At 71.6% G+C, this 22,617-nt stretch carries 18 protein-coding genes and 1 pseudogene; 10 read left to right on the forward strand and 9 right to left on the reverse strand.

Going from position 1 to position 22,617, the window contains the following annotated elements; genetic code table 11:
• Window positions 1–130 precede the first annotated feature (130 nt).
• The gene (locus tag GA0115254_RS16320; RefSeq protein ID WP_093896018.1) at window positions 131–2,902 is read left to right on the forward strand and encodes an alpha/beta hydrolase; all 2,772 of its coding nucleotides are present in this window, start codon (window positions 131–133) and stop codon (window positions 2,900–2,902) included.
• A 170-nt stretch (window positions 2,903–3,072) separates the two neighbouring features.
• Here GA0115254_RS16320 and GA0115254_RS16325 read toward each other — a convergent pair whose 3' ends face one another.
• From GA0115254_RS16325 to uppS, 3 genes are all read right to left on the reverse strand, one after another.
• Window positions 3,073–3,510, reverse strand: a complete 438-nt coding sequence (locus GA0115254_RS16325) for a helix-turn-helix transcriptional regulator (RefSeq protein WP_093896019.1) — start codon at window positions 3,508–3,510, stop codon at window positions 3,073–3,075.
• Window positions 3,511–3,594: 84 nt separating this feature from the next.
• A complete protein-coding gene (locus GA0115254_RS16330; protein WP_256102616.1) occupies window positions 3,595–5,004 on the reverse strand; it encodes an oxygenase MpaB family protein in 1,410 nt (469 codons plus the stop codon).
• Window positions 5,005–5,102: 98 nt separating this feature from the next.
• Window positions 5,103–5,906: a polyprenyl diphosphate synthase gene (gene uppS, locus GA0115254_RS16335; RefSeq protein ID WP_256102614.1), complete on the reverse strand. Its 804-nt coding sequence runs from the start codon at window positions 5,904–5,906 to the stop codon at window positions 5,103–5,105.
• Window positions 5,907–6,571: 665 nt separating this feature from the next.
• On the opposite strand from uppS, the gene GA0115254_RS16340 reads away from it, so the two are divergent.
• From GA0115254_RS16340 to GA0115254_RS16380, 9 genes are all read left to right on the forward strand, one after another.
• Complete coding sequence (locus GA0115254_RS16340) at window positions 6,572–7,591, forward strand: D-alanyl-D-alanine carboxypeptidase family protein (protein WP_256102615.1); 1,020 nt, start codon at window positions 6,572–6,574, stop codon at window positions 7,589–7,591.
• On the forward strand, window positions 7,588–8,574 hold the full coding sequence (locus GA0115254_RS16345; protein WP_093896023.1) for an endonuclease/exonuclease/phosphatase family protein: 987 nt from the start codon (window positions 7,588–7,590) through the stop codon (window positions 8,572–8,574). Before GA0115254_RS16340 ends, GA0115254_RS16345 begins: the two co-directional genes overlap by 4 nt.
• 79 nt (window positions 8,575–8,653) lie before the next feature.
• Window positions 8,654–9,418: a two-component system response regulator CseB gene (gene cseB, locus GA0115254_RS16350; RefSeq protein WP_093896024.1), complete on the forward strand. Its 765-nt coding sequence runs from the start codon at window positions 8,654–8,656 to the stop codon at window positions 9,416–9,418.
• A 1-nt stretch (window position 9,419) separates the two neighbouring features.
• Window positions 9,420–10,748 carry a sensor histidine kinase gene (locus GA0115254_RS16355; protein WP_093896025.1) on the forward strand — a complete coding sequence of 443 codons (1,329 nt, stop codon included), beginning with the start codon at window positions 9,420–9,422 and terminating at the stop codon, window positions 10,746–10,748.
• A gap of 677 nt (window positions 10,749–11,425) precedes the next feature.
• Complete coding sequence (locus GA0115254_RS16360) at window positions 11,426–11,704, forward strand: ferredoxin (protein ID WP_093896026.1); 279 nt, start codon at window positions 11,426–11,428, stop codon at window positions 11,702–11,704.
• Window positions 11,694–13,088 carry an NAD(P)/FAD-dependent oxidoreductase gene (locus GA0115254_RS16365; protein ID WP_093896027.1) on the forward strand — a complete coding sequence of 465 codons (1,395 nt, stop codon included), beginning with the start codon at window positions 11,694–11,696 and terminating at the stop codon, window positions 13,086–13,088. Before GA0115254_RS16360 ends, GA0115254_RS16365 begins: the two co-directional genes overlap by 11 nt.
• Before the next feature lie 57 nt (window positions 13,089–13,145).
• Window positions 13,146–14,381: a cytochrome P450 gene (locus GA0115254_RS16370; protein ID WP_093896028.1), complete on the forward strand. Its 1,236-nt coding sequence runs from the start codon at window positions 13,146–13,148 to the stop codon at window positions 14,379–14,381.
• 51 nt (window positions 14,382–14,432) lie between these two features.
• Window positions 14,433–16,139 (forward strand): helix-turn-helix domain-containing protein, encoded by a 1,707-nt coding sequence (locus GA0115254_RS16375; protein WP_093896029.1) that lies wholly within the window; start codon window positions 14,433–14,435, stop codon window positions 16,137–16,139.
• A 132-nt stretch (window positions 16,140–16,271) separates the two neighbouring features.
• Window positions 16,272–17,630, forward strand: coding sequence for a type III PLP-dependent enzyme domain-containing protein (locus GA0115254_RS16380; RefSeq protein WP_093896030.1), 1,359 nt, complete (start codon window positions 16,272–16,274; stop codon window positions 17,628–17,630).
• Between the two features lie 73 nt (window positions 17,631–17,703).
• On the opposite strand, the gene GA0115254_RS16385 is transcribed toward GA0115254_RS16380, so the two are convergent.
• The 6 genes and pseudogenes from GA0115254_RS16385 to GA0115254_RS16415 form a co-directional block, all read right to left on the reverse strand.
• Window positions 17,704–18,234: a discoidin domain-containing protein gene (locus tag GA0115254_RS16385; protein ID WP_232837730.1), complete on the reverse strand. Its 531-nt coding sequence runs from the start codon at window positions 18,232–18,234 to the stop codon at window positions 17,704–17,706.
• Between the two features lie 560 nt (window positions 18,235–18,794).
• Window positions 18,795–19,328 carry a phage tail protein gene (locus GA0115254_RS16395; protein WP_093896032.1) on the reverse strand — a complete coding sequence of 178 codons (534 nt, stop codon included), beginning with the start codon at window positions 19,326–19,328 and terminating at the stop codon, window positions 18,795–18,797.
• A 5-nt stretch (window positions 19,329–19,333) separates the two neighbouring features.
• Window positions 19,334–21,292 (reverse strand): putative baseplate assembly protein, encoded by a 1,959-nt coding sequence (locus GA0115254_RS16400; RefSeq protein WP_093896033.1) that lies wholly within the window; start codon window positions 21,290–21,292, stop codon window positions 19,334–19,336.
• Window positions 21,289–21,702: a GPW/gp25 family protein gene (locus tag GA0115254_RS16405; protein WP_093896034.1), complete on the reverse strand. Its 414-nt coding sequence runs from the start codon at window positions 21,700–21,702 to the stop codon at window positions 21,289–21,291. Before GA0115254_RS16405 ends, GA0115254_RS16400 begins: the two co-directional genes overlap by 4 nt.
• Window positions 21,703–21,708: 6 nt before the next feature.
• Entirely contained in the window at window positions 21,709–22,002 is a 294-nt protein-coding gene (locus GA0115254_RS16410; protein ID WP_093896035.1) for a PAAR domain-containing protein, read from the reverse strand.
• A gap of 36 nt (window positions 22,003–22,038) precedes the next feature.
• Window positions 22,039–22,617 (reverse strand): annotated as a pseudogene (locus tag GA0115254_RS16415) (type IV secretion protein Rhs); the annotation flags it as partial.

A 22,617-nucleotide genomic window follows, 5' to 3' on the forward strand; every position in this document is an offset into this window, starting at 1 on the left:
CTGTCAGATTCCTGTCAGGTTCCCCAGGTGGGACAACCGGTGACGACACGTCACCCTCTCCCCGGTGCGGGGGGGCGCTCTTGGGATTCCTGGGGCGCTGAAGCACGACCGACAACGAGGAGACACCATCGTGAGACAGGTCTCACGCGCGCTGACGGCTGCCCTGGCGGCCGTGGCGCTGGCGGCGGGTGTGCCAGGGCCGGCGCACGCGCAACCGGCCGCCGAGTCCATACCCGGCGCGCCGCAGGGCGCCTCCGGGGAGCGGCTGCCGGAGGGGTGGCGTGTCGAGGGCGGGGAGCTGGTCTGGAGCTCGCCCGAGCCCGTGGGCATGGGGGGCGCCCTGGTCGAGTTCCGCTCGGGGGAACGGCCCCTCGGCGTCCCGACGCCCTCCCCCGACCAACGCACCTTCCGGCTCCGCCTCGACGGAGCGAGGGTCGGACCCGTGAACGAACTCCAGGTGGTCGCCGGTTCGCGGCGGCTGGACGCCGCAGGGGCCGGCCATGCCCCCGGTCAGCGGCGCTCGTTGGCTGCGGCGGCGCCCCAGGACCCGTTCCCCGCCAACCCGGTCGACCCCGGTGTCGCCGGTAAGTACCGCACCATCAGCGGTGAGTACGTCCTGAAGTCGGTGAGGCTGCCGGGCTACGCCGAGCCCGTGGAGATGCGCGCCACGGTCGTCGGCCCGACGGACGCGCCGGGCAAGCGACCGCTGGCGCTCTTCCTCCACGGCCGCAGCGCCACCTGCTACGAGCCCGGCAAGAACAGCGCGGGCATGGAGTGGCCTTGCAAGCCGGGCAACAAGGCGGTCCCGAGCTACCGCGGCTTTCTGCACGACCAGAAGCGCCTGGCGTCCCAGGGCTATGTGACGGTCTCCATCTCCGCGAACGGTGTCAACGCGCAGGACGGCCGCACGGCCGACTTCGGGGCGCAGGCCCGTTCGTCCCTGGTGCGCCGGCACCTCGCCCGGTGGGCCGAGTGGGGCGCGAACCCCGCGAAGGCACCCAAGGCCGTGCGCGCGACGGAGCCCGCGGACCTCTCGAAGGTGCTCCTGGTCGGCCACTCCCGGGGCGGCGAGGGCGTCAACCGGGCGGCTCTCGACAGCGTCTCCCCGCCGCCGCCCGCCGAGGACGGCTACCGGGGGCCGGTGGGCTGGCGGATCCGCGGCACCGTCCTGATCGGCCCCACGATCTTCGGGCAGAACCCCACGCCCGACGTGCCCTCCATGACCATCCTGCCGGGCTGTGACGGCGATGTGAGCGACCTTCAGGGCCAGATCTACCTCGACGGCACCCGGGGCATCGGCCGGGGCACGGCGCTGCACAGCGCGGTGTACATGGTCGGCGCCAACCACAACTTCTTCAACACGGAGTGGACGCCCGGCCAGGCCGAGGCCCCGGCCGCCGACGACTTCTGGGACGACGAGGACAACCCGGACCCGGTCTGCTCGGCAGGGGCCAGGACCCGGCTGAGCGCCAAGCAGCAGCAGACGGCGGGCATCACCTACATCGCCGCCGCCGCGCGGCTCTTCCTCGCGGGCGACGACCGGGTCCGCCCGCTGCTCGACGGCTCCGACCGGCGCGCGCCCTCGGCCGGCCCCGCCCGGGTGCTGACCCACGCCGTCGGCGGCAACCGCACCCCGGCGATCCGGCCCGACGACCCGCTCTCGGTGACGAACGGGCGCGTGTGCCGGCAGATCACGACGAGCACCACCCGGGCCTGTAGGCCTGACTCCGACCCCGGTAGGTCGCCGCACTTCGCGTCCTGGGCGGACACCACCAGTGAGCCGGGCCGCAACGCGGTCACGGCCCGCTGGACCGAGCCGGGCACCCCGGTCCGGCTGACGCCGGAGCGCGCCTTCTCGCTGGCGGGCTCCGACGCGGTGGCCCTGCGGGTGATGGTGCCGCCGAACACCCGAGGCACCCGGCTCGACATCGCCCTCACCGACACCTCCGGCAAGCGGGTGAGGCTCGGTCAGGTCACCGTCGACGGCCTTCCCGGCTCCGACTCGACGGCCGCACACTGGGCGCGTGAGGTCCGCGTCCCGCTGAAGGCCGCCGTCAGCGCCGGTATCGACCTGAAGCGGACGCGGTCGCTGGAGCTCACCCCACGCAGCAGCTCCGGCGAGCTCTGGCTGATGGACGCCTGGGGCTGGCGCCCCGGCACCCCGGCGGTACGCCCCGTCGCGCTCCCACGTGTGGACATCGGCAGGCTGACGGTCAAGGAGGGTGACTCCGGCACCCGCACCTACCGCGTGCCCGTGCGGGTCACCGGCAAGGGCACCGGCGTGATCAAGCTCGCCGTCCGCGACCCGGAGACCTACAAGTCCACCGTCCGCACCGTGACGGTGAAGGCCGGTGGCTCCGTGGACGTGTCGATCACGGTCGAGGGCAACTCCCGCTACAACTACGACCTCCGCCACGAGGTCGCGGCCAAGGCCGTGCGCGGCACGGTGGTCGGCGACGCCTTCGGGGGCGTGCTCGTCGAGAACGACGACCCGATGCCCACGGTCACCGTGACCCCGGTCGCCGACTCGGTCACCGAGGGCCGGAAGCTCACGTGGAAGGTGGAGCTCTCCCAGCCCGCCGACACCGACATCGAGACGCGGTTCGATCTCCTGCCGGTGCGCGAGGGCACGGAGCTGTCCACGAAGGACGTCGACGAGGAGTGGCTCTCCGAGCTCGGCGAGCCCGCCGACCCGGAGCGGCCCCTGTCCACGAACAGTTCCTCCCTCTGGGTGTCCGTCCCCAAGGGCGGGACGAGCACCGAAGTGTCCGTGCCCACGGTCACCGACGCGCTGACCGAGCCGGAGGAGTCCCTGCGGATGCAGGCGTACATCCTCAAGGAGGACGAGTGGATGGAGGGCCCCCTCCTCACGGGGAAGGTCACGGACGCGCGCCAGGGCTGACGCCCGGGGTCCACGTCCCGCACTGACGGTGCCTGAGCGCATCACCTGGACGATGGCACCGGCCCCGCCACTGGGGGCCGGTGCCATCGGCGTGATAGCCGGGTCGGCGTCCGGGTCGCCGTGGGGGAGGACGCCTGTGTGAGTGGTGACGTCCATGGACGTCACGCCGACTACGGCCCCGTGACCGGTGCTTCTCGATTCCTGATCGGCCTGGTCACCTGTTTCGCCACGCACGACGGCATCCCCGCCGTCGCGCGCGCCGCGTGGTGCCGGTAGGTGCTGGGCGGCATACCGACCAGTTCGGTGAAGCGGGTGCTGAAGGTGCCCAGCGACGAGCAGCCGACCATGAAGCAGACCTCGGTGACGCTGACGTCGCCACGCCGCAGGAGCGCCATCGCGCGCTCGATGCGCCGCGTCATCAGATAGGCGTACGGTGACTCACCGTAGGCGCGCCGGAACTCGCGACTGAGATGCCCGGCCGACATGTGCGCGCCGCGGGCCAGCGCCTCGACGTCCAGCGGCTGTGCATACTCCCGGTCGATCCGGTCGCGAACGCGGCGCAGGCGCGCGAGGTCGCTCAGCTGCTGCGCTGCGGCTCTGCTGGTCACCTGTGTGATCGTGCCACCTCGCGTCGGAGTTGCCCAGCTGTATCGATCACGAGCGTTGCTGATACAGGGGTGTCCGGGTGTGTCCTACGCGTCGGCGAGCAGTAGGTCGTAAGCGGTCGAGCGCCTGCGACCCGACATGAAGGAGAGGAAGTCCTTCACGAACGCGCTGCGGGAGTACCTTGCGTCGGCGTCGGCCACCGTGCGCCGGAACCCGGTCCGGAACAGGGCCCGGTACTCGTCCGCGTCGATGTACTGGTTGCCGTCCGCGTCGGTGACGTCGAAGAGCACTTCGGCGACCCTGATCAGCGCGGGCCCGGCGAGGGAGGGGACAGCGGCGGCGTACTCCTCCTTGCTGATGCGGCCGTCGCCGTCGATGTCGAGGGCCGCCTGGAGTTCCCTCCACCACTCGGCATACGCGTTGTAGAGCCTGGTCTCCTCCGGTTCGTCCAGATCGAGGCGGGAGGACAACTCCCGGGCCATGGCGGCGAGATCGGGCCAGTCCAGGTAGCCGTCGCCGGTCTGGTCCAGCACCGCGGTGAAGAATTCGTCAGCGCTCCGCTGCGGCCCGGTTCCCTCGGACGGACCGTGCTGCACGGCAAACGGCGTGACCAGCCGGAACAGGGCGCCGGCCTGCTTCATCCGGCCGCGCAGCGCGGCGAGCGTCGCGGCTTGAGGGACGTCGCTGTCCGAGGACAGGTAGAGCAGGCTGGTGAGACCCTCGGCCCGGAGCCAGTTGTCGGGCAGGAAGCGCGCCAGGCCGACGGCCAGGTAGACGCTTTGCATCAGCGTCCGGGCGCCGGGGATTTCGGGCAGTCCCGCCCGTCGGCGGAAAGGCTCGGGGAGGGATGCCACCGTGATCGTGCCGATGACCGGGCCCGCGAGCGCGCGGCCCGCCGCCCATACGGTGGGCAGGCCGTCCAGCAGGGGCGGTGCCGGGAGATGGTCGAAGAGCTTGTAGAGGATGATGCGCAGCGCCTCCGTGTCCTCCAGTTCCTCCTGGACCATGTGGTCGTAGTACGGCCAGAACTCCTGCAACGTGGGCGGAAGATGGCCGACCCCATCCCCCAAGGCTGCGAGGAAAGCCCGGTATTCGGCGTAGAGCCGTTCCATGGAGGTCTGGTCGAGCGGCTGCCCGCTCAGTCGGCACATGGTGACGGAGCTCTCGAAGAGGGTCGCGACCACCCAGGCGCGGACCTGGGGATCCATCGCGTCGTAGGGCCGGTCCTGCGCGTCGGTGCCGCTCAGCCGCGCGTGCAGGCGGTTGAGCCGCGCCGCCTCTCTCTGCCGCTCGTGATCGTCGGTGCCGAACATGCGCTGCAGGCTCACGAGGGTGTTGCGCAACCGTCGCCACGGGTGCGCGACGAACGTCGAGTTGTCCATCAGGGCCGCGCCGATCTGCGGGTGGGCGGCCTCCAGTACCGTGGCCCTGATCATGGCCAGTGCCCAGCGCGGATCGTTGAAGAACCGGTGGAACTGCGAGTCGGGGCCGAACAGGGATCCGGGCTGTGCTTCGGGGGCCGGCCGCGCGGGGTCACCGTGGTGATCGGTGCCTCCGGAACGTGTGCGCCTGGGGCGGCTGCTGCCTGTGTCCGTCACGGGTGAGGTTCTCCGTTCGCGTGCGGCGTCACGCCGCCGAAGCGGCGATTGCGTTGCTGGTAGGCGTGCAGGCACTCCAGGAAGTGCGGCGCGCGGAAGTCGGGCCAGAGCACCGGCGGGAAGATCCACTCGGCGTAGGCCACCTGCCAGAGCATGAAGTTGGAGATCCGCTGTTCCCCGGACGTCCGGATGACGAGGTCCACGTCGGGCGTGTCGGAAAAGGGCAGGTGAGCGGCGAAATGCTGCTCGTCGACGGCATCGGCCGGTACCCCGCTGCGGATGAGGGACCGTGCCGCCTCGACGATGTCCCTGCGTCCGCCGTGGTCGAACGCCACGGTCAGCGTCATGCCTCGGTTCGTGCCGGTCAGCGTCATCAGGTCGGCGAAGTCCCGGGCCAGCGGCCCGGGGATCCTCGGGTCCGCCACTCCGAGGAACCGGCAGCGGATGCCGCGCGCGTGCAGCAGCGGAGCGTGTTTGCGTACTGCGTGGCGCACCAGTCGCATCAGGAAGTCGATCTCGCTGCTCGGGCGTCGCCAGTTCTCGGTGGAGAACGCGTACAGGCTCAGCCACTCCACTCCCGACGTCCGCGCCGCCTCGATGACGTCGATCACCGTTGTTTCCGCTGCCCGGTGACCCGATGTACGTGGTAGGGACCGCCGTGCCGCCCACCGGCCGTTCCCGTCCATCACGCACGCGACATGGCGCGGCACACCCCTGTGCCGGTCCTCACCGGTTGGGCGACATGGAGGTGCATGGGCCGACGACGAGGCAGAAGTGCCGTCCGCTCGTTCAACCGTCATCCGTGCTCCCCCGGCTGCCGCAACACAGTCCCCCGTCCCGCCTCGCACCCACCCGCTGGTCGCAGCGCCTCCGGGCCGCGAGGCACTGCCCCAGTGGGCCCGGACAGCGCCCCGTTGTGTCCGGACTCCGCTGAGCGCGTTGCGCATCCGCCGGAAGCCTGTCGAGGCTGCGGACGGGTTTCGCTCCCGCAGACGGCGGACCGGCCTGCTCAGCGGACGGTCCCGGGGGATCCTCCGCCGCAGCGCCACTCGGATCGACACTCAGCAGAGTGCCGGTGCCCGGCCTCGGACGCATCACAATCTCCGCATATTCACCTGTAGTACGTCAGTCCGCTTTAACGACTTCGTGGTCGCTCCTTGACCGGAATCGGGTAGGAACGGACGCTTCGGCACCGCCGGCACCCGACTCCGCTGTTTCGGCCGAGCCGGTTCCGACGGCAAGGCCTCGCGGCGGCGCCGAAGGCTCTACCGGCATGCACCGATCGACCTGCCCACACTCCTGCGGTACCGCCGGCGGCTTCTGCCGATGCGGGGTCCGATACCCGGCCGACACAAATCCGCGCGGTGCTGGATGCACGGCCCTGATCAGCTGGACGCGGTCCTCTCACAGGCTGGGACACGTACGCGGTTCCTCGTGTACGTCAGGCTGTGAGAGGTGGTTGTCGGTGGATGCTCGTCTGATACGTGCTGCTGCGCCGGGCGGGGAGGAGCGGGCCGGGCGGGCCCGTCGTGGCGTGGTGTGGGCCTCGGCCGCGGTGCTTGCCGTGGCCGGCGCCGGCGGCTGGCTGGGGCTCACCGGTGGCGGCGGTCGGGACATCGGCTCCGCGCCGGCCTCCGGGGCGGCGGCCGTGGCGGACCGGCTGAAGCTGCCGTGGCCGCAGGAGGGCCAGACGAGCATCGAGGTGGAGGGCGTCGGCAGCCTGGGCAGCAAGGGCGGACAGGAGCCGGTACCGATCGCGAGCGTCACCAAGGTGATGACCGCGTACGTGATCCTCAAGGAGCATCCGCTCAAGAACGGGGAGAAGGGGCCGGAGATCACGGTCGACCGGGCCGCCGCGCAGGAGGCCCACTCGCTCAGCGAGTCCAGCGCCCCGGTCCGCGAGGGGCAGCGGCTCACCCAGCGCAAGCTCCTGGAGCTGTTGCTGCTTCCGTCCGGCAACAACGTCGCCCGGCTGCTGGCCCGTTGGGACGCGGGAAGCCAGGAGGCATTCGTGGCGAAAATGAGCCGCGCCGCCGCCGGGCTGGGGATGACCCGGACCACGTACACCGGGGCCAGCGGTCTTGAGGCCACCACCAGGAGCACCGCCGACGACCAGCTCAAGCTCGCCCGCCAGGCCATGAAGGACCCGGTGCTCCGCGCGGTTGTCGCCATGCGCGAAACGACCGTCCCCGGGACGCCCGGCACGATCACCAACTCCAACCAGCTGCTTGAGAAGCCCGGGGTGATCGGGCTCAAGACCGGGTCGGGCACCGCCGCCGGCGGCAATCTGATGTGGGCCGTCGAGGTGAAGTCCCGCGCAGCACGGCACCTCGTGCTCGGTGTCGTGCTCGGGCAGCGCGCCAACACCACGCCCGCCGAGGGCCTTCGGGCCGCCCTGGAGAGCAGTGGCCGGCTGGTCGACGCCGTGCAGAGGGACCTTCCCGCTGCCCTCGCGCCTCGCGAGGGCAAGCCGGTGCGGGCATGACCGCGCTGGTCGAGCGCACGGGCCGCGAGGCCGGAGCGCGGCCGGGAACCGGCTCGGGCGGCACGGGCACTTGGCGGCGCGGGTGGCTGATCGCCGCAGCCGCCGTGCTGTCCGCGCTGGTCATGGTCGGACACACCCGGATGCCGAACGGGTTCGGCAACCCCGGCAGTCTCCTTGAGACGTTCCTGCCCTGGCTCGGGATGAGCGTGCCCGTGATGCTGGCGCTGGCGGCGGTGCGGCGGTCGGCAGCCGCCGGTGTCGCGGTGCTGCTTCCGGCCGTCGTCTGGTGCTCCCTGTTCGGCGGCCTGCTCATGGACAAGCGGTCCGCCGGCGGGGATCTGACCGTGGTCAGCCACAACGTCAACGACGAGAACCCCGACCCGGTCCGGACCGCGCGTGACCTGGCCGCTACGAGCCCTCAGTTGCTCGCCCTTGAGGAGCTGACCTCGCACACGGCACCCGCGTACGAGCGCGCCCTGGCCGACACGTATCCGTACCACTCGGTGCAGGGCACGGTCGGCCTGTGGAGCAAGTACCCGTTGCGGGATGTGGAGCCGGTCGCGATCATGCCGTGGACCCGTGCCCTGCGGGCCACGGTCGATACCCCGAAGGGGCCCGTCGCCGTCTATGCCGCCCACCTCGCGTCGGTACGGGTGCTCCCGAGCGTGGGCTTCACCACGGCGAGGCGTAACGAGGCGGCCGTGAAGCTGGCCGATGCCGTACGAGCCGAACCGCTGCCCCGGGTCGTGGTGGTGGGCGACTTCAACGGCACGACCGACGACCGCGCGCTGCGGCCGGTGACCTCTCAGCTACGGTCGGCCCAGGAGGAGGCCGGTGACGGCTTCGGCTTCAGCTGGCCCGCATCGTTCCCGGTGGCCCGGATCGACCAGATTCTTGTGAAGGGCGTCATACCGGTCTCGTCCCGGATCCTGCCGCCCACCGGGAGCGACCACCTGCCGGTCGCGGCCGCTCTGCGCCTGTGAGGGGGCGGGCGGTGGTCACCTCCTTGCGCAGCGGGATACTCTCGGGCATTTCGGTACCGATCGACCTTCAGGTGACGTGATGCAACAGCACGACCGTGACGCGGCGGGACAGCAGGACGGCAGCCCCGCCGGCCCCACCTCCGCCTCCATCCCCGATTCCGTCCACGTGCTGCTGGTCGAGGACGACGAAGCGATCCGCAGGTCCGTCGGGATGGTGCTGGAGCGCTACGGCTATCGGGTCTCGGTGGCGTCCGACGGCCTGACGGGCCTTGAGATGTTCCGGGAGGGACAGCACGACCTGCTGCTCCTCGACATCATGCTGCCGCACCTCGACGGCATCGGACTGTGCCGCCGGATCCGTGAGGCGAGTCAGGCACCGATCCTGATGATGTCCGCCCGCGGCGCCTCGCTCGACGTGGTGGCGGGCCTGGAGGCGGGCGCCGACGACTACATCGTCAAACCGGTCGACACCACCGTCCTGCTGGCGCGGATCCGCACCCTGCTGCGCCGGGCCACCTTCACCCGACCCCCCACGGCGGGCAGCCGCCCGGCCGACGACGGCCTGCTCACCTTCCGCGACCTCAGCGTCGACACCCGGGGCCTGGAGGTGCGCGTCGACGGCCGTCCGCTCGCGCTCACCCCGACCGAACTGCGCCTGCTCCTGGAATTCGTGGCCGCACCGGGCATCGCCCTGCAACGGCAGACGCTGCTGCGCAAGGTGTGGGACTACGGCTGGGACGGTGACAGCCGGGTGGTGGACCTGGCCGTGCAGCGGCTGCGCAAGAAGATCGGCGCCGGTCACATCGAGACCGTCCGCGGTTTCGGCTACAAGTTCCGGCGCTGAGATGCGACAGACGACCGGCCCCGGCGCCCGGACCGACCGCACAGCCCCCGAGGACGATCCCGGCCGCGGGCTGCGGCGCCTCATCGACCCGAGATCCCTCCGCTGGAAGATCGCCTTCGGGGTCGCGGCAGCGGCCTGTGCCATGGCGCTGGGCATCGGGATCCTCGTTCACCGGACCACCGAAGCCCGCGACATGCACGTCGGCCGCGGCGAAGCGACGAGCGCGCTGGAGTCGGCCGAAGCCGAGTTCCGGGGCACGCAGCCCGCGCGGCCGTCCCCGTCGGGGGTTCCCGGCTATCTGGTCGGCGACGACGTACCGGATGAACTGCGGGACCGGCTGGGCTCCGAGCCCGCGCCCGTGACCTGGTACGACAACCGGAAGCCGGCTCAGGGGCCGCGGATGTGGGCGGCGGGCCACGTCGACGGCACCGTGCTGGCCGTCTGGGTGGACATGGGCAGCGAGCTGCGCAGTCTCCAGGCCCTGGACCGGCACATGAGATACGCAGCCCTCGCCACGCTCGCCGTCGTCGTCCCCCTCACCCTCCTCGCCGTCGAACTGGTGCTCCGCCGCCTGCGCCGCGTCGCCCGGACCGCCCGCCGCATCAAGCGCGGCGATCTGGACGCCAGGACGCGGAGCCGCGGCCACGACGAGATCAGCGAAATCTCCTCCGCCGTCGACCTCATGGCGGACGCCCTGCAGGACCGGCTGCGCGACGAACAGCGCTTCACCGCCGATGTCGCCCACGAACTGCGCACCCCGCTCGCCGGCCTCGTCACCTCCGCCTCCCTCCTCCCGGAGAGCGAGGCCACCGATCTGGTCCGCGACCGCGTCCAGGTGCTGCGCGCCCTCGTGGACGATCTCCTGGAGATCTCCCGCCTGGACGCGGGGGCGGAGGAGGCCGATGCCCAGCCGGTGCCGCTCGGTGAGCTGGTGGCGGAATCCGTACGACGCACGGGACTGGAGACCCGGGTCACGGTGAGCGGCAGCCCGGTCGCCGAGACCGATCCGCGCCGCCTCGACCGCATCGTCACCAACCTGATCCTCAACGCCCACCGCCACGGCGCGGCGCCGGTCGAGGTCACGGTCTACGGCACAACCATCACCGTCCGCGACCACGGCCCCGGCTTCCCCCCGGAACTCCTCGCCCACGGACCCCAGCGCTTTCGCACCGGAGCCGCCGAACGGGGTCACGGACACGGCCTCGGCCTCACCATCGCCCTCGGCCAGGCCCACGTCATCGGCGCCCGCCTCACTCTGGCCGACGCCACCCCCTGCGGAGCCGTGGCCACACTGGAACTGCCCCGCCAAGCGGACCCACCGGCAGTCTGACCGACGGCCGGCAGGGGGTTGCGGTTGCGGTTCCGGTTGCGTTCACCCACGTACGGCACCGGCCAGAAGCCCTGCCCGCAGCTACTGCACCGCAGGTCGGAACGCTCCGGGCAATTACGTCGAAGGGCCCCACCGTTCGCGGTGGGGCCCTTCGACGTTGCGTTCACGAGTGCGGGACATGCAGTCCCCGGTAGTCCTTCTTGGTTCCACGAGCTTTCAACCGTCGCTGAAAGTTCCGGGATCGAGAGGATCTGCCGGGGGCCTGGCCAGAGCCAACGAGAGGGTCACTCTGTTCGGCGAACGTCTCCGCCGACGGTGCGGCTCGCTCTGGTTTTCTGGTGTATTAAAGATTGTCCTCCCCATTTCTCCCGGGTCAAGGCTTTTCGGACCATTACGGATAAAATTTAAGATTTCGATGCCCAGGGCCATGGTCGGTCGGCGGTGGCTCCTCCAGAACAGGTATGCCTTCAGCAGATCGGCTGCGGGCGTCTCGCGCAGGCAGGCCGCCGTGTTCTTCTCGCAGCCCACCGCCTCGGCCTCGTCGGGCTCGCGCCGGGCGAGGCCGGTGCGTCTCGAAGCGGCGCGCGCCGATGACCCCATTGGTCCGCCATCGCTCGCGGAACCACCGCGGCGCTCACAGGCTGAAGCGGGGGTACTACTGGAAGGGCGGCCCCTTGATGAGGCTTGTCGTCGATCTCAACCGATGCCAGGGGTACGCGCAGTGCGCCTTCCTCGCACCCGATGTCTTCGCCATGCACGGCGAGGAGTCGCTGTTGTACAACCCGCACGCCGACGAGACGCAGCGGGATCAGGTGCTGCGTGCCGCCACCGCGTGTCCGGTGCAGGCGATCCTGGTGGACGACCTGGACGACCCTGACGGAACGGGCCACGTGCGCGAAGCGCCGGCCGCGGCGGACGAAGGCACCGCGCGAGAGAGGCTGTCCGGTGTCCGGTGACACACACCTGGCGTGGCTGAGGCGCGAGGGGCGGATCGTGATCGTCGGCGCTTCTCTCGCCGGTCTCCGGGCTGCGGAGACCCTGCGGAAGGAGGGCTTCACCGGTTCACTCACGCTGATCGGCGACGAGCCCCACGAACCGTACGACCGGCCACCGCTCTCCAAACAGGTCCTGTTGGGCCACGCGACCGCCGATCGCACCGCGCTGCCCCGGCGTTTGGCGCTCGACGCGCACTGGCGGCTCGGTGTCGCCGCCACCGGGCTGGACATGGCGGCCAAGCGGGTGCGGCTGGCCGACGGGGACGAAGTGGAGTACGACCGCCTGCTGATCGCCACCGGCGTGCATGCCCGGCCCTGGCCGCACAAGTCCGAGGCCGAACTTGACGGGGTCTTCGTACTGCGTACGCGTGACGACGCGGCCCGGCTGCAGCGGCGGCTGGCGGCATCGCCCCGCCGGGTGCTCGTCATCGGCGCCGGATTCACCGGTTCGGAGATCGCATCGGCCTGCCGCGAGCGCGGGCTGCCGGTGACCGTCGCCGAACGCGGTGCGGCGCCTCTCGTGGGCGCGCTCGGCGGAGTGGTCGGCCGGGCGGCAGCGGATCTGCAACGCGAGCACGGCGTGGACCTGCGCTGCGGAATCATGGTCACGGCCCTGGAGGGCGACCCGGCCGGACGTCTGCGGCGCGCCCATCTGTCCGACGGCAGCACCGTCGACGCGGATGTCGCGGTGGTCTCGCTCGGCGCGACGCGGAACACCGAGTGGCTGGCCGGATCCGGGCTCGGCGCCGGACCGCGTGGAATCGCCTGCGACGCCGGATGCCGGGCCTTCGACGTCCGCGGCATCGTGACCGACGACGTCTTCGTCGCCGGTGACGTGGCACGGTCCCCGCACGCGCTGTTCGGGTACCAGTTCCTGTCACTCGAACACTGGGGCAACGCCGTCGCACAGGCCGAGACCGCGGCGCACAACATGATCAGCAGCAGCTCGGAGCGCCGCCCGCACCTGTGGGTGCCGGCCTTCTGGTCCGCCCAGTTCGGGGTCAACATCAAGTCGGTCGGCGTCCCGTCCCTGGGCGAGGAGGTCATCGTCGCCCAGGGGTCGCTCTCCGACCGCCGCTTCACCTGTGTGTACGGATACCAGGGCCGAGTCATCGCCGCTGTCACCTTCGACCAGACGAAGTGGCTGGAGTTCTACCAGCGGCAGATCGAGTCGGCTGCGCCGTTCCCGCCCGACTACCCCTCGGTGGACCGCCGTCCCGAAGGTCTGCGGCCGGTCCCGGCCGAATTCCCGGACCCCTCCCTGCCCACCCACGGGCCGTCCGTCACCGTGAGCGGCTACTCACCGACCGACCAGCGGATCACCTTCGTCCCCGCACACACGTGATCGCAGCCGGGAAGGCCCGCTGCCCCACGCCCACAAGGACGCCACCGAGGACCCGACATGACGCAAGCGACGCTTCTGCGGCAGATCATCGACTACTCCAGCCGCGCCGACCCGTACCCGCTGTACGCCGAGCTCCGCAGGACGCCGGTGCTTCAGGAGGGGGACGACCTGTTCGTCGTCAGCACGTACTGGGAGATCAAGAGTCTGCTGCACGATCCGCGCATCAGCTCGGACGCCCGCAACCTCTCCCCCAGTGCCGCAGGCACACTCCTGCAGGAGGAGGAGGCGTCGGCTCTGCCGCCCGCCTTCCTGAGGCTCGACCCTCCCGAGCACGACCGGCTGCGCCGTATGACGATGCGCCCGTTCGGGCCGCCGGAAACCCCCCGGCGCATCCACAACATGAGGGGCGAACTGGCCCGCATCGTCTCCGACCTCGTCGACGGTTTCGGGGACCGGAACCGGATCGACCTCGTCGACGACTTCTCGTACCCCTTTCCCGTCACCGTGATCTGCCGACTGCTCGGGGTTCCGCGCGAGGACGAGGCGCTCTTCCACTCCTGGGCCGACACCATCGCCGCCGGCCTCGACCCGGACCCCGGCCAGGACCCCGGGGAGCGGCGCCGCGTCACCCAGCAGGCCCGTATCGAACTGGGGAAGTACCTGTCCGGGCTCATCGACGAACGCAGCGGCGCGCCCGGCGACGACATGCTCTCCGCACTGGTCACCCAGCACGGCGAGGACGGGCGGATGACCCGGATGGAACTGCTCAGCACGGCCTCCCTGCTCCTGATCGCCGGCCACGAGACCACGGTCAACCTCATCACCAACGGGATGCTCACCCTGCTGCGCCACCCCGACGTTCTGGAGCGGCTGCGGGGCGACCCCGGGCTGGCCCTCCCGATCGTGGAGGAACTCCTGCGCTTCGAGCCTCCCGTGCAGTTGCTTCCGCAGCGCACCACGCTCGCGGACATCGACATCTGCGACGTCACCATCCCCAAGGGCGCATCCGTCTGGCTCGTCCTGGCCTCCGGCAACCGGGACCCGCAACGGTTCCCCGACCCCGACCGCTTCGACCCCGACCGGAAGGACAACCAGCACCTCGGTTTCGGCAGCGGCATCCACAACTGCTTCGGCGCACCCCTCGCGCGCCTGGAGGCACAGCTCGCCCTGACCGAGCTCGCCCGCAGGCTCAACAGTCCCCGCCTGGTCGAGGACCCGCCCCCGTACCGACAGAACGCCGTGCTGCGCGGTCCCCGTCATCTGAACATCGCATTCGACGGATTCCACGCATAGGGGGTGTGCGCGCCATGGCTCCCGCCGGGAACCGCCGACCATGATGGGCGGATGCCGACGCATGAACCGGACCGGCGCGACACCGGGCCCTCGCTGGAGCAGATCCTCGGGCTGATCGCCCCCGGAATGCTCGATGTCGTCGTGGCGCCGCGCGGTACCGGCGTGCCGGTGGCCGATGTGGTGCTGCACGATCCCGGTGAGGAACGGGACGACGACGCCCGGGCGTCATCCGGGCTGATCCTGCTCGCCGTCGGGGTGGAGGTCGCCTCGCCCGAGGCGATCGACGTGCTGCGCGACGCCGACCGGGCCGGAGCCGCGGCCGTGGTCATGCGGCGGGGCAGTCGCGGGCCGCGGGCGGCCCTGGTGGAGGCGGCCGGTCAGGGGCGCACGGCGTTGCTGACCCGGCGGCCGGGGCATGGGTGGACGGAGGTGCTCGGCCGGTTGCGGACCGCTCTGGTGCACAGCGCCGCGGCCTTCTCCACCACCGAATCGGCCGGCCCCGACGGGGTGGGCGGGCTCCGGCTCGGCGACCTGTCGGGGCTGGCCAATACGGTGGCGGACCTGGTCGGTGGTGCCATCACGATCGAGGATCCGCAGTCGCGGGTACTGGCGTACTCGCGGATGGACCACGAACCCGATCCGATGCGCCGGCTGACGATCCTCGGGCAGGAGGTCCCTCGCTGGCGGGTCGACGAACTGCGCGAGAGCGGCTTCTTCCAGGCGCTGTGGAGCACCGACGACGTGGTGCTCCGGCCTGCCGACGACCGGTCCGCCGCGCGGCTGGCCATCGCCGTGCGCCACGGGTCCGAGGTGCTCGGGTCCATCTGGGCCGCAGCCGACGGCCGGCCGCTCGCCGAGGGCGCCGCGGCGGCGCTGCGCACGGCCGCCCGGGCCGCCGTACCGCATCTGTCCCACCACCGGACGTGGGGCCGGGCGGCGGCCAGGGCGCGGGAGGAGGCGGTGCACGCGCTCCTGGACGGGGCCGCGCACGCGTCGCAGGCCGCGCACGATGCCGGGATCGCGGCGGAGGGACCGTATGCGGTGATGGTGGCGGAGGCGTACGACAGCCGGGCAGGCGGCGCCGCATCCGGGGGCGGCGCCGACAGCGGCACCGAGCAGCGGGTTCTGGATGTGCTCGCGCTGCAGGCCGCCGCGTACCGGCCGGGGTGCGTGACCGCGCGGTCCGGGCGGCGGCTGTACGTCCTGGTCCCCGCGAACAGGGGTGAGGCCGATCCGGCGCGCACCCTGCTGGCGACGGCCCGCTCGGTGCCGCGCCATGTGGTGTTCGCGGGCGTCGGGCCGTTGGCGGCGGACCTGTCGGGGCTGCCCGCGTCGCGGGAGGCCGCGGAGCTGGTGGTGCGGGTGTTGCGGGAGCGGGCTGCGAGGCTGCCGGTCGCGGAGGTGGTGTCGGCGGTGGCGGCGTTCGGCGAGGTGGTCGCCGACACGTCGGTGCTCCGGGTGCTCGACCGGGTCGAGCCGTTGTGGACGTCGCTGTCGGGGCCCGTACACGCAATGGTGGAGCACGATCGCGCACACGGTACGGAGTACGGCGCGTCGGTCGCCGCCCACCTCGACGCGTTCGGCGACACGGGCACGGCCGCGCGGCGCCTGAATGTGCACCCCAACACCTTGCGGTACCGGTTGCGCAGGGCCCGGGAGCTGTTCGGCGTCGATCTGGCCGACCCGGCCGTGCGGCTCCTCGCGGACATCGGGCTGCGCATCGCGGCTCGCAGAGCGCACGGGTCGAGCAGCCGTTGATCGTTGAGCTGTCCGGTGCGACAAAGGAATCGGGCAGACATCGTCGTGTCGGTCGAAGACGCGCCTTCCCCTCCGCGTCGAAGCTGTCCGTACAACCGACGTGACAGATGGAGGGTTGTTGTCGTGGTTCACATGACTTCCGGTTCGGCAGCCCGCTCGGCAGTCGAGCAGCGCGGTGCCCGGCGTGCGGCGGCGCTGGCGCGGGCCGTCGAGGACGGGCTGCTCGGTCCGCGCTCGCCCGTGGTCGGCCTGCTCGACGTGGACGGTGTGCTCGCCGCCGTCGACGCGCTCGACGAGGCGTTCCGGGGACCCGCCCCGGTACGTCACACGTTCGCGGCCAAGGCGTGCGGCCTGGTGCCCGTGCTGCGGCTGCTCGCCGAGGCCGGGATGGGCTGCGAGGTGGCCTCGCCCGGTGAACTGGAACAGGCGCTGGCGGCCGGGTTCACGTACGACCGGCTGGTCTTCGACAGCCCCGCGAAGACGGTCGAGGAGCTGGAGTTCGCCCTCACCCATGGCATCGCGATCAACCTGGACAACTTCCAGGAGATGGCCCGCGTGGATCGCCTGCTGGCCGGGCGACCGGCCGCCGGGCCGATCGGGCTGCGGGTGAACCCCCAGGTGGGGGCGGGTGCCATCGATGCGATGAGCACCGCGACGGCGACCTCGAAGTTCGGCGTCGCACTGCGCGATCCGGGGGCGGTCGACGAGGTGATCGACGCCTTCGCGCGCCGGCCGTGGCTCAACCGCCTGCACGCACACGTCGGTTCCCAGGGCTGCCCGCTGCCGCTCATCGCCGAGGGCATCCGCGTCGCGTACGAACTGGCCGAGCGCATCAACGCACAGCTGGGCCACGCGCAGATCACCGGGATCGACATCGGCGGCGGCCTGCCCGTCAACTTCGACAGCGAGGACGACCGCCCGACGTACGCCGACCACGTCACCGAGCTCCGCGGCGCGGTACCCGGTCTGTTCGACGGGCGCTACACCCTGATCACGGAGTTCGGCCGTTCCCTGCTGGCCAAGAGCGGAACCGTCGCAACGGTCGTGGAGTACACCAAGTCCGCCGGGGGACGGCAGATCGCGGTCACGCACGCGGGGGCCCAGGTGGCTACTCGTACGGTGTTCATGCCCGGTGCCTGGCCGCTCCGCGTCGGGGTGTTCGACGCCGCGGGCCGCCCCAAGCAGGGCCCGACCGAGATTGTCGACATCGCGGGCCCGTGCTGTTTCGCGGGGGATCTGACCGCGGCCGGGCGCGAGCTCCCGGTCATCGAGCCCGGCGACGTGGTGGCGCTCCACGACACCGGGGCGTACTACTTCTCGTCGCACTTCTCGTACAACTCGCTGCCGCGGCCTGCCGTGTACGGCTACCGGACGGGTGCCGACGGGCGGGTGCACTTCGCGCTCGTACGCGAGGCGCAGAGCGTGCGCGAGGTCGTCGAGGAGAGCGGCCTCGCGCAGGCGGACGCACTGGTGGCCCTGCGCGCGGACTGACCGTCTCCGTGCTCGGCGAGGCCGGTGTCGCTCGTCCGGGGCGGTCCTTCGGGCGTCGGCGGTCCTTTCCGGGTCAGGGCCTTCGGCCGAAGAACTCGACCTCGGCGACGGCCAGTCGACGGCCGGGACCCGCTCCATAGGTGGTGTCCGTCGTGAGGCGGGCCCTGACGATCTCCGAACCGCGAAGGTCGAAGGTCTGCTGACCTGGCTGGTCCTTGACCCTGATCTCCTTGCTGACCCGGCTTCCGTCGGCGGAGGTGAGCAGTACGGTGATCCTGGCCGGGCGGGCCTGGGTGAGGAACTCGTCCTTCTTGGCCGACGTACCGGAGAAGACGACCAGCTTCAGCACGCGTACCGGCTGCTCGAAGTCGCACTCCAGGTACTGGCCCACCCCGGTGTCGGGACCTGCGGCCGAGGGCGCCCAGTAACGATTGTTGAAGCCGTCGAACGCCGCACCGGCCGGGTGGCCCGGAGCCCTGCTGGAGGCCCGGAACCGGGTGGGCGGCACCGCCTCCGGCGTCCCGGTCTCGTCCTTGGCGAAGCCGAACCAGCCGGAGACATGCGGCAGGGCGAACCAGACGCCGCACGCCACCACGATCAGCACGATCGGAAGCGCAAGGCCGGGGCGGCGCCACAACCGACGCCGCGGCCGGGTACCGGCGGTGGGCGCCTGACGCGGTCGCCTTCGGAAGATCCGACGCCACCAGGGGGGCCTGACCTCGGGCGGCGGACCCGGGTCCAGGAGCAGTGCACAGCGGATGCACAGGGTGCGGTCCGGGGCGTTCTCCGTACGGCAGTTGGGGCAGCGGACGAGTGGAGCGACAGGTGGACCCGGGGGTGTGTTCACGGGTCCCGGCGGTACGTCGGGCAGCGCCTCGGGCCCCGGCACCGACTCGTCGGGCTCGTCACCGGGGCGACGCGGGGCGGCCGCGGTGACGGGGGGTGGGGGCTGGGGTTGCGGCTGGGGCTGGGGCTGGGGTTGCGGCTGGGGTTGCGGCTGGGGTTGGGGTTGCGGCTGGGGCTGTGGTGATGGCTGAGGCACGGGGGCCGGGCCGACGGAGGACGCCGAGGAATCCCCATCCGCTCCCTCCCACTCCAGGAACGCCTGGCACGACGTACAGAACTGCGTCCCCGGCGTGTTGCTCTGCCCGCACGCCTCACAGATCACGAGACCTCCAGGTCGAAGCCCACATGCGCCGGTATCTCCATACGGATCAGCTCCTCCAGCCGCACCCGGTCGACCTGGTACGGCTGTGAGGCCCGGACCCGGACCGTCACCCACGGCCGTGGGCCGCCCGGGAACTGTGTGTGCGGCGTCGACGACCACGCCGTGCCGCCGCTCTCGACGATGTCCGGCTCGATCCCGGTCTCCAGGAACACCGCCTCCGCCAGCCCACGCCTGGTACCGCGCCTGCTGTGCCGCTCGACCGCGCCCTGTACCGCCGCGCGCCGCTGCTCGACCGGGTGGTCCGCGCGGGTGTCGACGGCCACCCACTGGGCCAGCCAGGCCAGGAAGTCCTCCGGCGCGCTGCGGGGGTCGAGGTGGGCGGGCAGATTGTCGATCGAGAGCAGGACCGGGGCGAGTACGTCGTCGAGCGCCGCGAGGAACCGTTGCAGGAAGTCCTGCTCCAGATAGACCGCCGGGAGCTGCTCGATCAGCGGGTGCGGTGTCGGCAGGCCGGTCACGGCTGTGCGCATGGCGGTCAGGCCTCCCGTACCCGGAGCTGGTGCTCGTAGCTGAAGACCAGTGCGTGCCGGTCCAGAGCGATCTTGGTGGTGGGTTCGCCGCGCTGCCCGGTCACGGGGTCCGCGGGGAAGAGGCGTACGTCCTCCACCAGGTCCACCCCCGGCACCTGTTGCAGTACGGCGAACGCCTCGCCCGACTGGATCGGCCGGCCGAACGGCCAGCCCTCGCCGCCGGGTCCGCCGCTCAGCGGGTTGAAGTAGCTGTAGAGGGCTGCCAGCGCTTCCTCGCGCACCCGGTCCAGCACGGCACCCCTGCGGGCCTGGACCGAGGCGACCACGGTGACCCCCTGGTAGTAGGGCGGTTCGACCACCAACCGGGCTCCGATGGGCCGACGTTCGTCCAGATGGCCCGCGATCAGCGCGAGGGTGTGCTGCGGCGGGATGAGCTCGTTGAACTGGATGCGGCCCTGCTCGTCGCTGCGTCCGGCCGGTACGACGAGCAGCCGCACCCCGCCCGCCTCGACGTCCGAGTCCCCGCCGGCCGGAATGCACTGCACCCTGGACGCGTCGGGTGCGACCTCGCGGGCCAGCAGTTCGTAGTCGTGCGGTACGACGGCCCGGTGCAGGGTCCGCAGGGTCATCGGCCCGCGTACCCGTGCGCTGTCCACCGTCTCGCCGTCGACTCCGCCGAGCGCGGGGCGCCGGTTCTCCACCCGGGCCACGTACGGGATGGCGCTGCGCAGCACCCGGAGCGTGGAGCGGGCGACATTGCCGCGCAGTCCGCCGCCGGTGCGGTACGAACGCACGCGTACGGTGGCGCCCTTCCGCGGTACCGCGCCGTAGTAGCGGATGGAGCCGTCCCGTTCCCGTACCGCCGGACCGAATTCGACCCGGCCCGAGTTGGGGTCGAGCGTGATGTGCCGGTCGTCGGGTCCGGAGTGCGCGAAGTCGTCGACGCGGGTCCACTCCGTACCCTGTGGTCCCCCCGCCGGATCCGCGACCTCGACGACGAAGTCGCCGGGCACCACCGGCGGGCGGCTCACCGTGAAGGTCTGTCCGGGTACGCCTTCGGCCGGGCCGAGCACCTCGTCGGTCACGGTCTCGGCATGGACCGCCCCGACGGTCGCGCCGATCGTGAACGCCGTGATCCGGCGCACCACCGGAGACGCCATATAGGTGGGCTGCCCGGGGGTGGCCTCCACCAGGCGGCAGCGCAGCCAGCCGCCGGTCCGGCGCACGACGACGGCCGGGGTATGTCCCTCGGGGAGGTGCAGGATCAGCTCTCCGGACCGGTTGAAGCCGCCGGTGTCGTCCTTCTCGACCTCGCAGACCGTCCAGGCACTGCCGTCCCATGCCTCCCAGAGCAGCGGCGGCCGCAGCGGATCCACGCCGACGCCCTCGACCGCGCAGTCCAGCCGCAGCACGACGACTCCGGACGGAACGGCGGCCGACAGGCCCACATAGAGGGCGTCGCCGGGCGCGGGCGTGGTGTCGAAGCAGGGGACGGCCCGGCCGAGCGTGAGTTCCTCGGTACGGTCGACGGCGTCGCCGGACGTCGGCCAGGTGGCGAGATGGGCGAACTCGCAGGGCACGATGGACAGTTCACGGCCGGTCGTGAACACGACCGCTTCCTCGGTCTCCGTACGGACGGTCGCGACCTCCGTACCGGCCCTTACCCGTACCGGTTCGGGCTGCGGTGCGGAGAGCCTGAACGTCACATCGGTGTGGGCGGCCGTGGGCGGGTGGAGCCGGACCCCGATCAGGTCGAGGAACGTCAGATAGCTCTTCTCCGGAACCCGGTTCACCCGGTAGACGAGCTGGTCGACCATGGTCGCGAAGGCCTCGATGAGGGTCACGCCGGGGTCCGACACATTGTGGTCGGTCCACTCGGGGCAGCGCTGCTGGACGAGCCGTTTCGCCTCGTCGACCAGGCCCTGGAAGCGGCGGTCGTCCAGATGCGGACTGGGCAGCGTCACGCGCCGTCCACCTCCTCGTGCTGCGGGATCACATAGAACGGAAAGACCAGGTTCCGGGGGTCGTTGGCGCCCCGTACGGTGTAGCCGATGTCGATGTACAGGACTCCGTGGTCGACCTCGTCGAACCGGACGACGACCTCGGCGACCTCGATCCGGGGCTCCCACCGGTCCAGCGCCAGACGTACCTCGTACGCGAGCTGCCCGGCCGTGCCCGCGTCCGCCGGGGCGAACACGTAGTCGTTGATCGCGCAGCCGAACTCCGGGCGCATGGGCCGCTCGCCCGGCGACGTGGCCAGGATCAGCCGGATCGACTCCTCCAGCTCGTGCTCGCCGCGCACCAGGGCGATGGAACCGGTGGCGTCCGTACGCGGCGGGAAGGCCCAGCCCGCGCCGATGAACTGCTGACCCATGGATGCTCAGCCTCCGATCAGCACCGTCGGGCAACCGGACACGACGGGCGATCCGCAGGCGGCCAGGTCCCCGACGCGTGCGGCGGGCTGCCCGCCGATCAGCACCGTGGTGCTGCCGGGCGGCGCGATCGCGGACGGCGGATGCACCGCGGGCGGCGGCATCGCGCACAGGTGCGGGGTGCCGACCGTGGCGGCGGGGAGGCCGCCGATGAGCACGGACGGGACACCGGGCGGCCCGACCGTGCCGGGGTGTCCGGTGGGGTCGCCGACCCGTGCGGCTGCCGCCGCGGCTGCTGACATGGAAGTCCGTTCCTCTCGCTCAGCGCGTCCGCGCCGTCAATTGATCTTCACCAGAGGTGCGTTGATGGCCAGGGAGCTGCCACCCTTGATGTCGGTCCGCTGTGTTCCGTTGACCGCGACCTGGGCGCCCCGGACATCCACCGTGCCGCCGGTGGAGAGCTTGACCTCGCCGTTTCCGCCGTCGACCCGCACTCCGCTGCGGGACGTCAACGTGACGCTGTCGCCGCTCAGTTCGAGCGTTCCCTGCCCGCCGTCCAGCGCGACCCCGCGCGCCGCCTTGATGGACACCTGTTGCTTGGCCTCGATGTTCACGCTGCCGTCGCTGTTGATCACGATCACGGTGCCCCTGCGGTCGAGGTCGATCTTCAGTTTTCCGTCGCCGGTGAGCAGGCGTACGCCCTGCGGTCCGTTGGCGCCGTCCAGGAGCTCCAGCTGGTTCCCGCTCTTGGAGGCGATCGAGCGCCGGTTGACCGCACCGGTGGTCGGGTCGACCAGCTCACCCCCTGGGGCCGGCGTTGCTGCGGCTGAACCGGCGGGCGGCGCACCGGCGGACGGGGCGGCTGCGGCGCCCGGCCCGGACGCGCCACCAGCGCCCCCGCCCGGCCCGCCGCCACT

The sequence above is a fragment of the Streptomyces sp. Ncost-T10-10d genome (assembly GCF_900091955.1).
Lineage (GTDB): Bacteria > Actinomycetota > Actinomycetes > Streptomycetales > Streptomycetaceae > Streptomyces.

Coding starts and splice junctions, on each gene's coding strand:
- cseB (WP_093896024.1), top strand. CDS start 8,654: ATGCAACAGCACGACCGTGACGCGGCGGGACAGCAGGACGGCAGCCCC.
- GA0115254_RS16360 (WP_093896026.1), top strand. CDS start 11,426: ATGAGGCTTGTCGTCGATCTCAACCGATGCCAGGGGTACGCGCAGTGC.
- GA0115254_RS16410 (WP_093896035.1), bottom strand. CDS start 22,002: ATGTCAGCAGCCGCGGCGGCAGCCGCACGGGTCGGCGACCCCACCGGA.
- GA0115254_RS16370 (WP_093896028.1), top strand. CDS start 13,146: ATGACGCAAGCGACGCTTCTGCGGCAGATCATCGACTACTCCAGCCGC.
- GA0115254_RS16395 (WP_093896032.1), bottom strand. CDS start 19,328: ATGCGCACAGCCGTGACCGGCCTGCCGACACCGCACCCGCTGATCGAG.
- GA0115254_RS16355 (WP_093896025.1), top strand. CDS start 9,420: ATGCGACAGACGACCGGCCCCGGCGCCCGGACCGACCGCACAGCCCCC.
- GA0115254_RS16380 (WP_093896030.1), top strand. CDS start 16,272: ATGACTTCCGGTTCGGCAGCCCGCTCGGCAGTCGAGCAGCGCGGTGCC.
- GA0115254_RS16345 (WP_093896023.1), top strand. CDS start 7,588: ATGACCGCGCTGGTCGAGCGCACGGGCCGCGAGGCCGGAGCGCGGCCG.
- GA0115254_RS16405 (WP_093896034.1), bottom strand. CDS start 21,702: ATGGGTCAGCAGTTCATCGGCGCGGGCTGGGCCTTCCCGCCGCGTACG.
- GA0115254_RS16375 (WP_093896029.1), top strand. CDS start 14,433: ATGCCGACGCATGAACCGGACCGGCGCGACACCGGGCCCTCGCTGGAG.
- uppS (WP_256102614.1), bottom strand. CDS start 5,906: ATGACGGTTGAACGAGCGGACGGCACTTCTGCCTCGTCGTCGGCCCAT.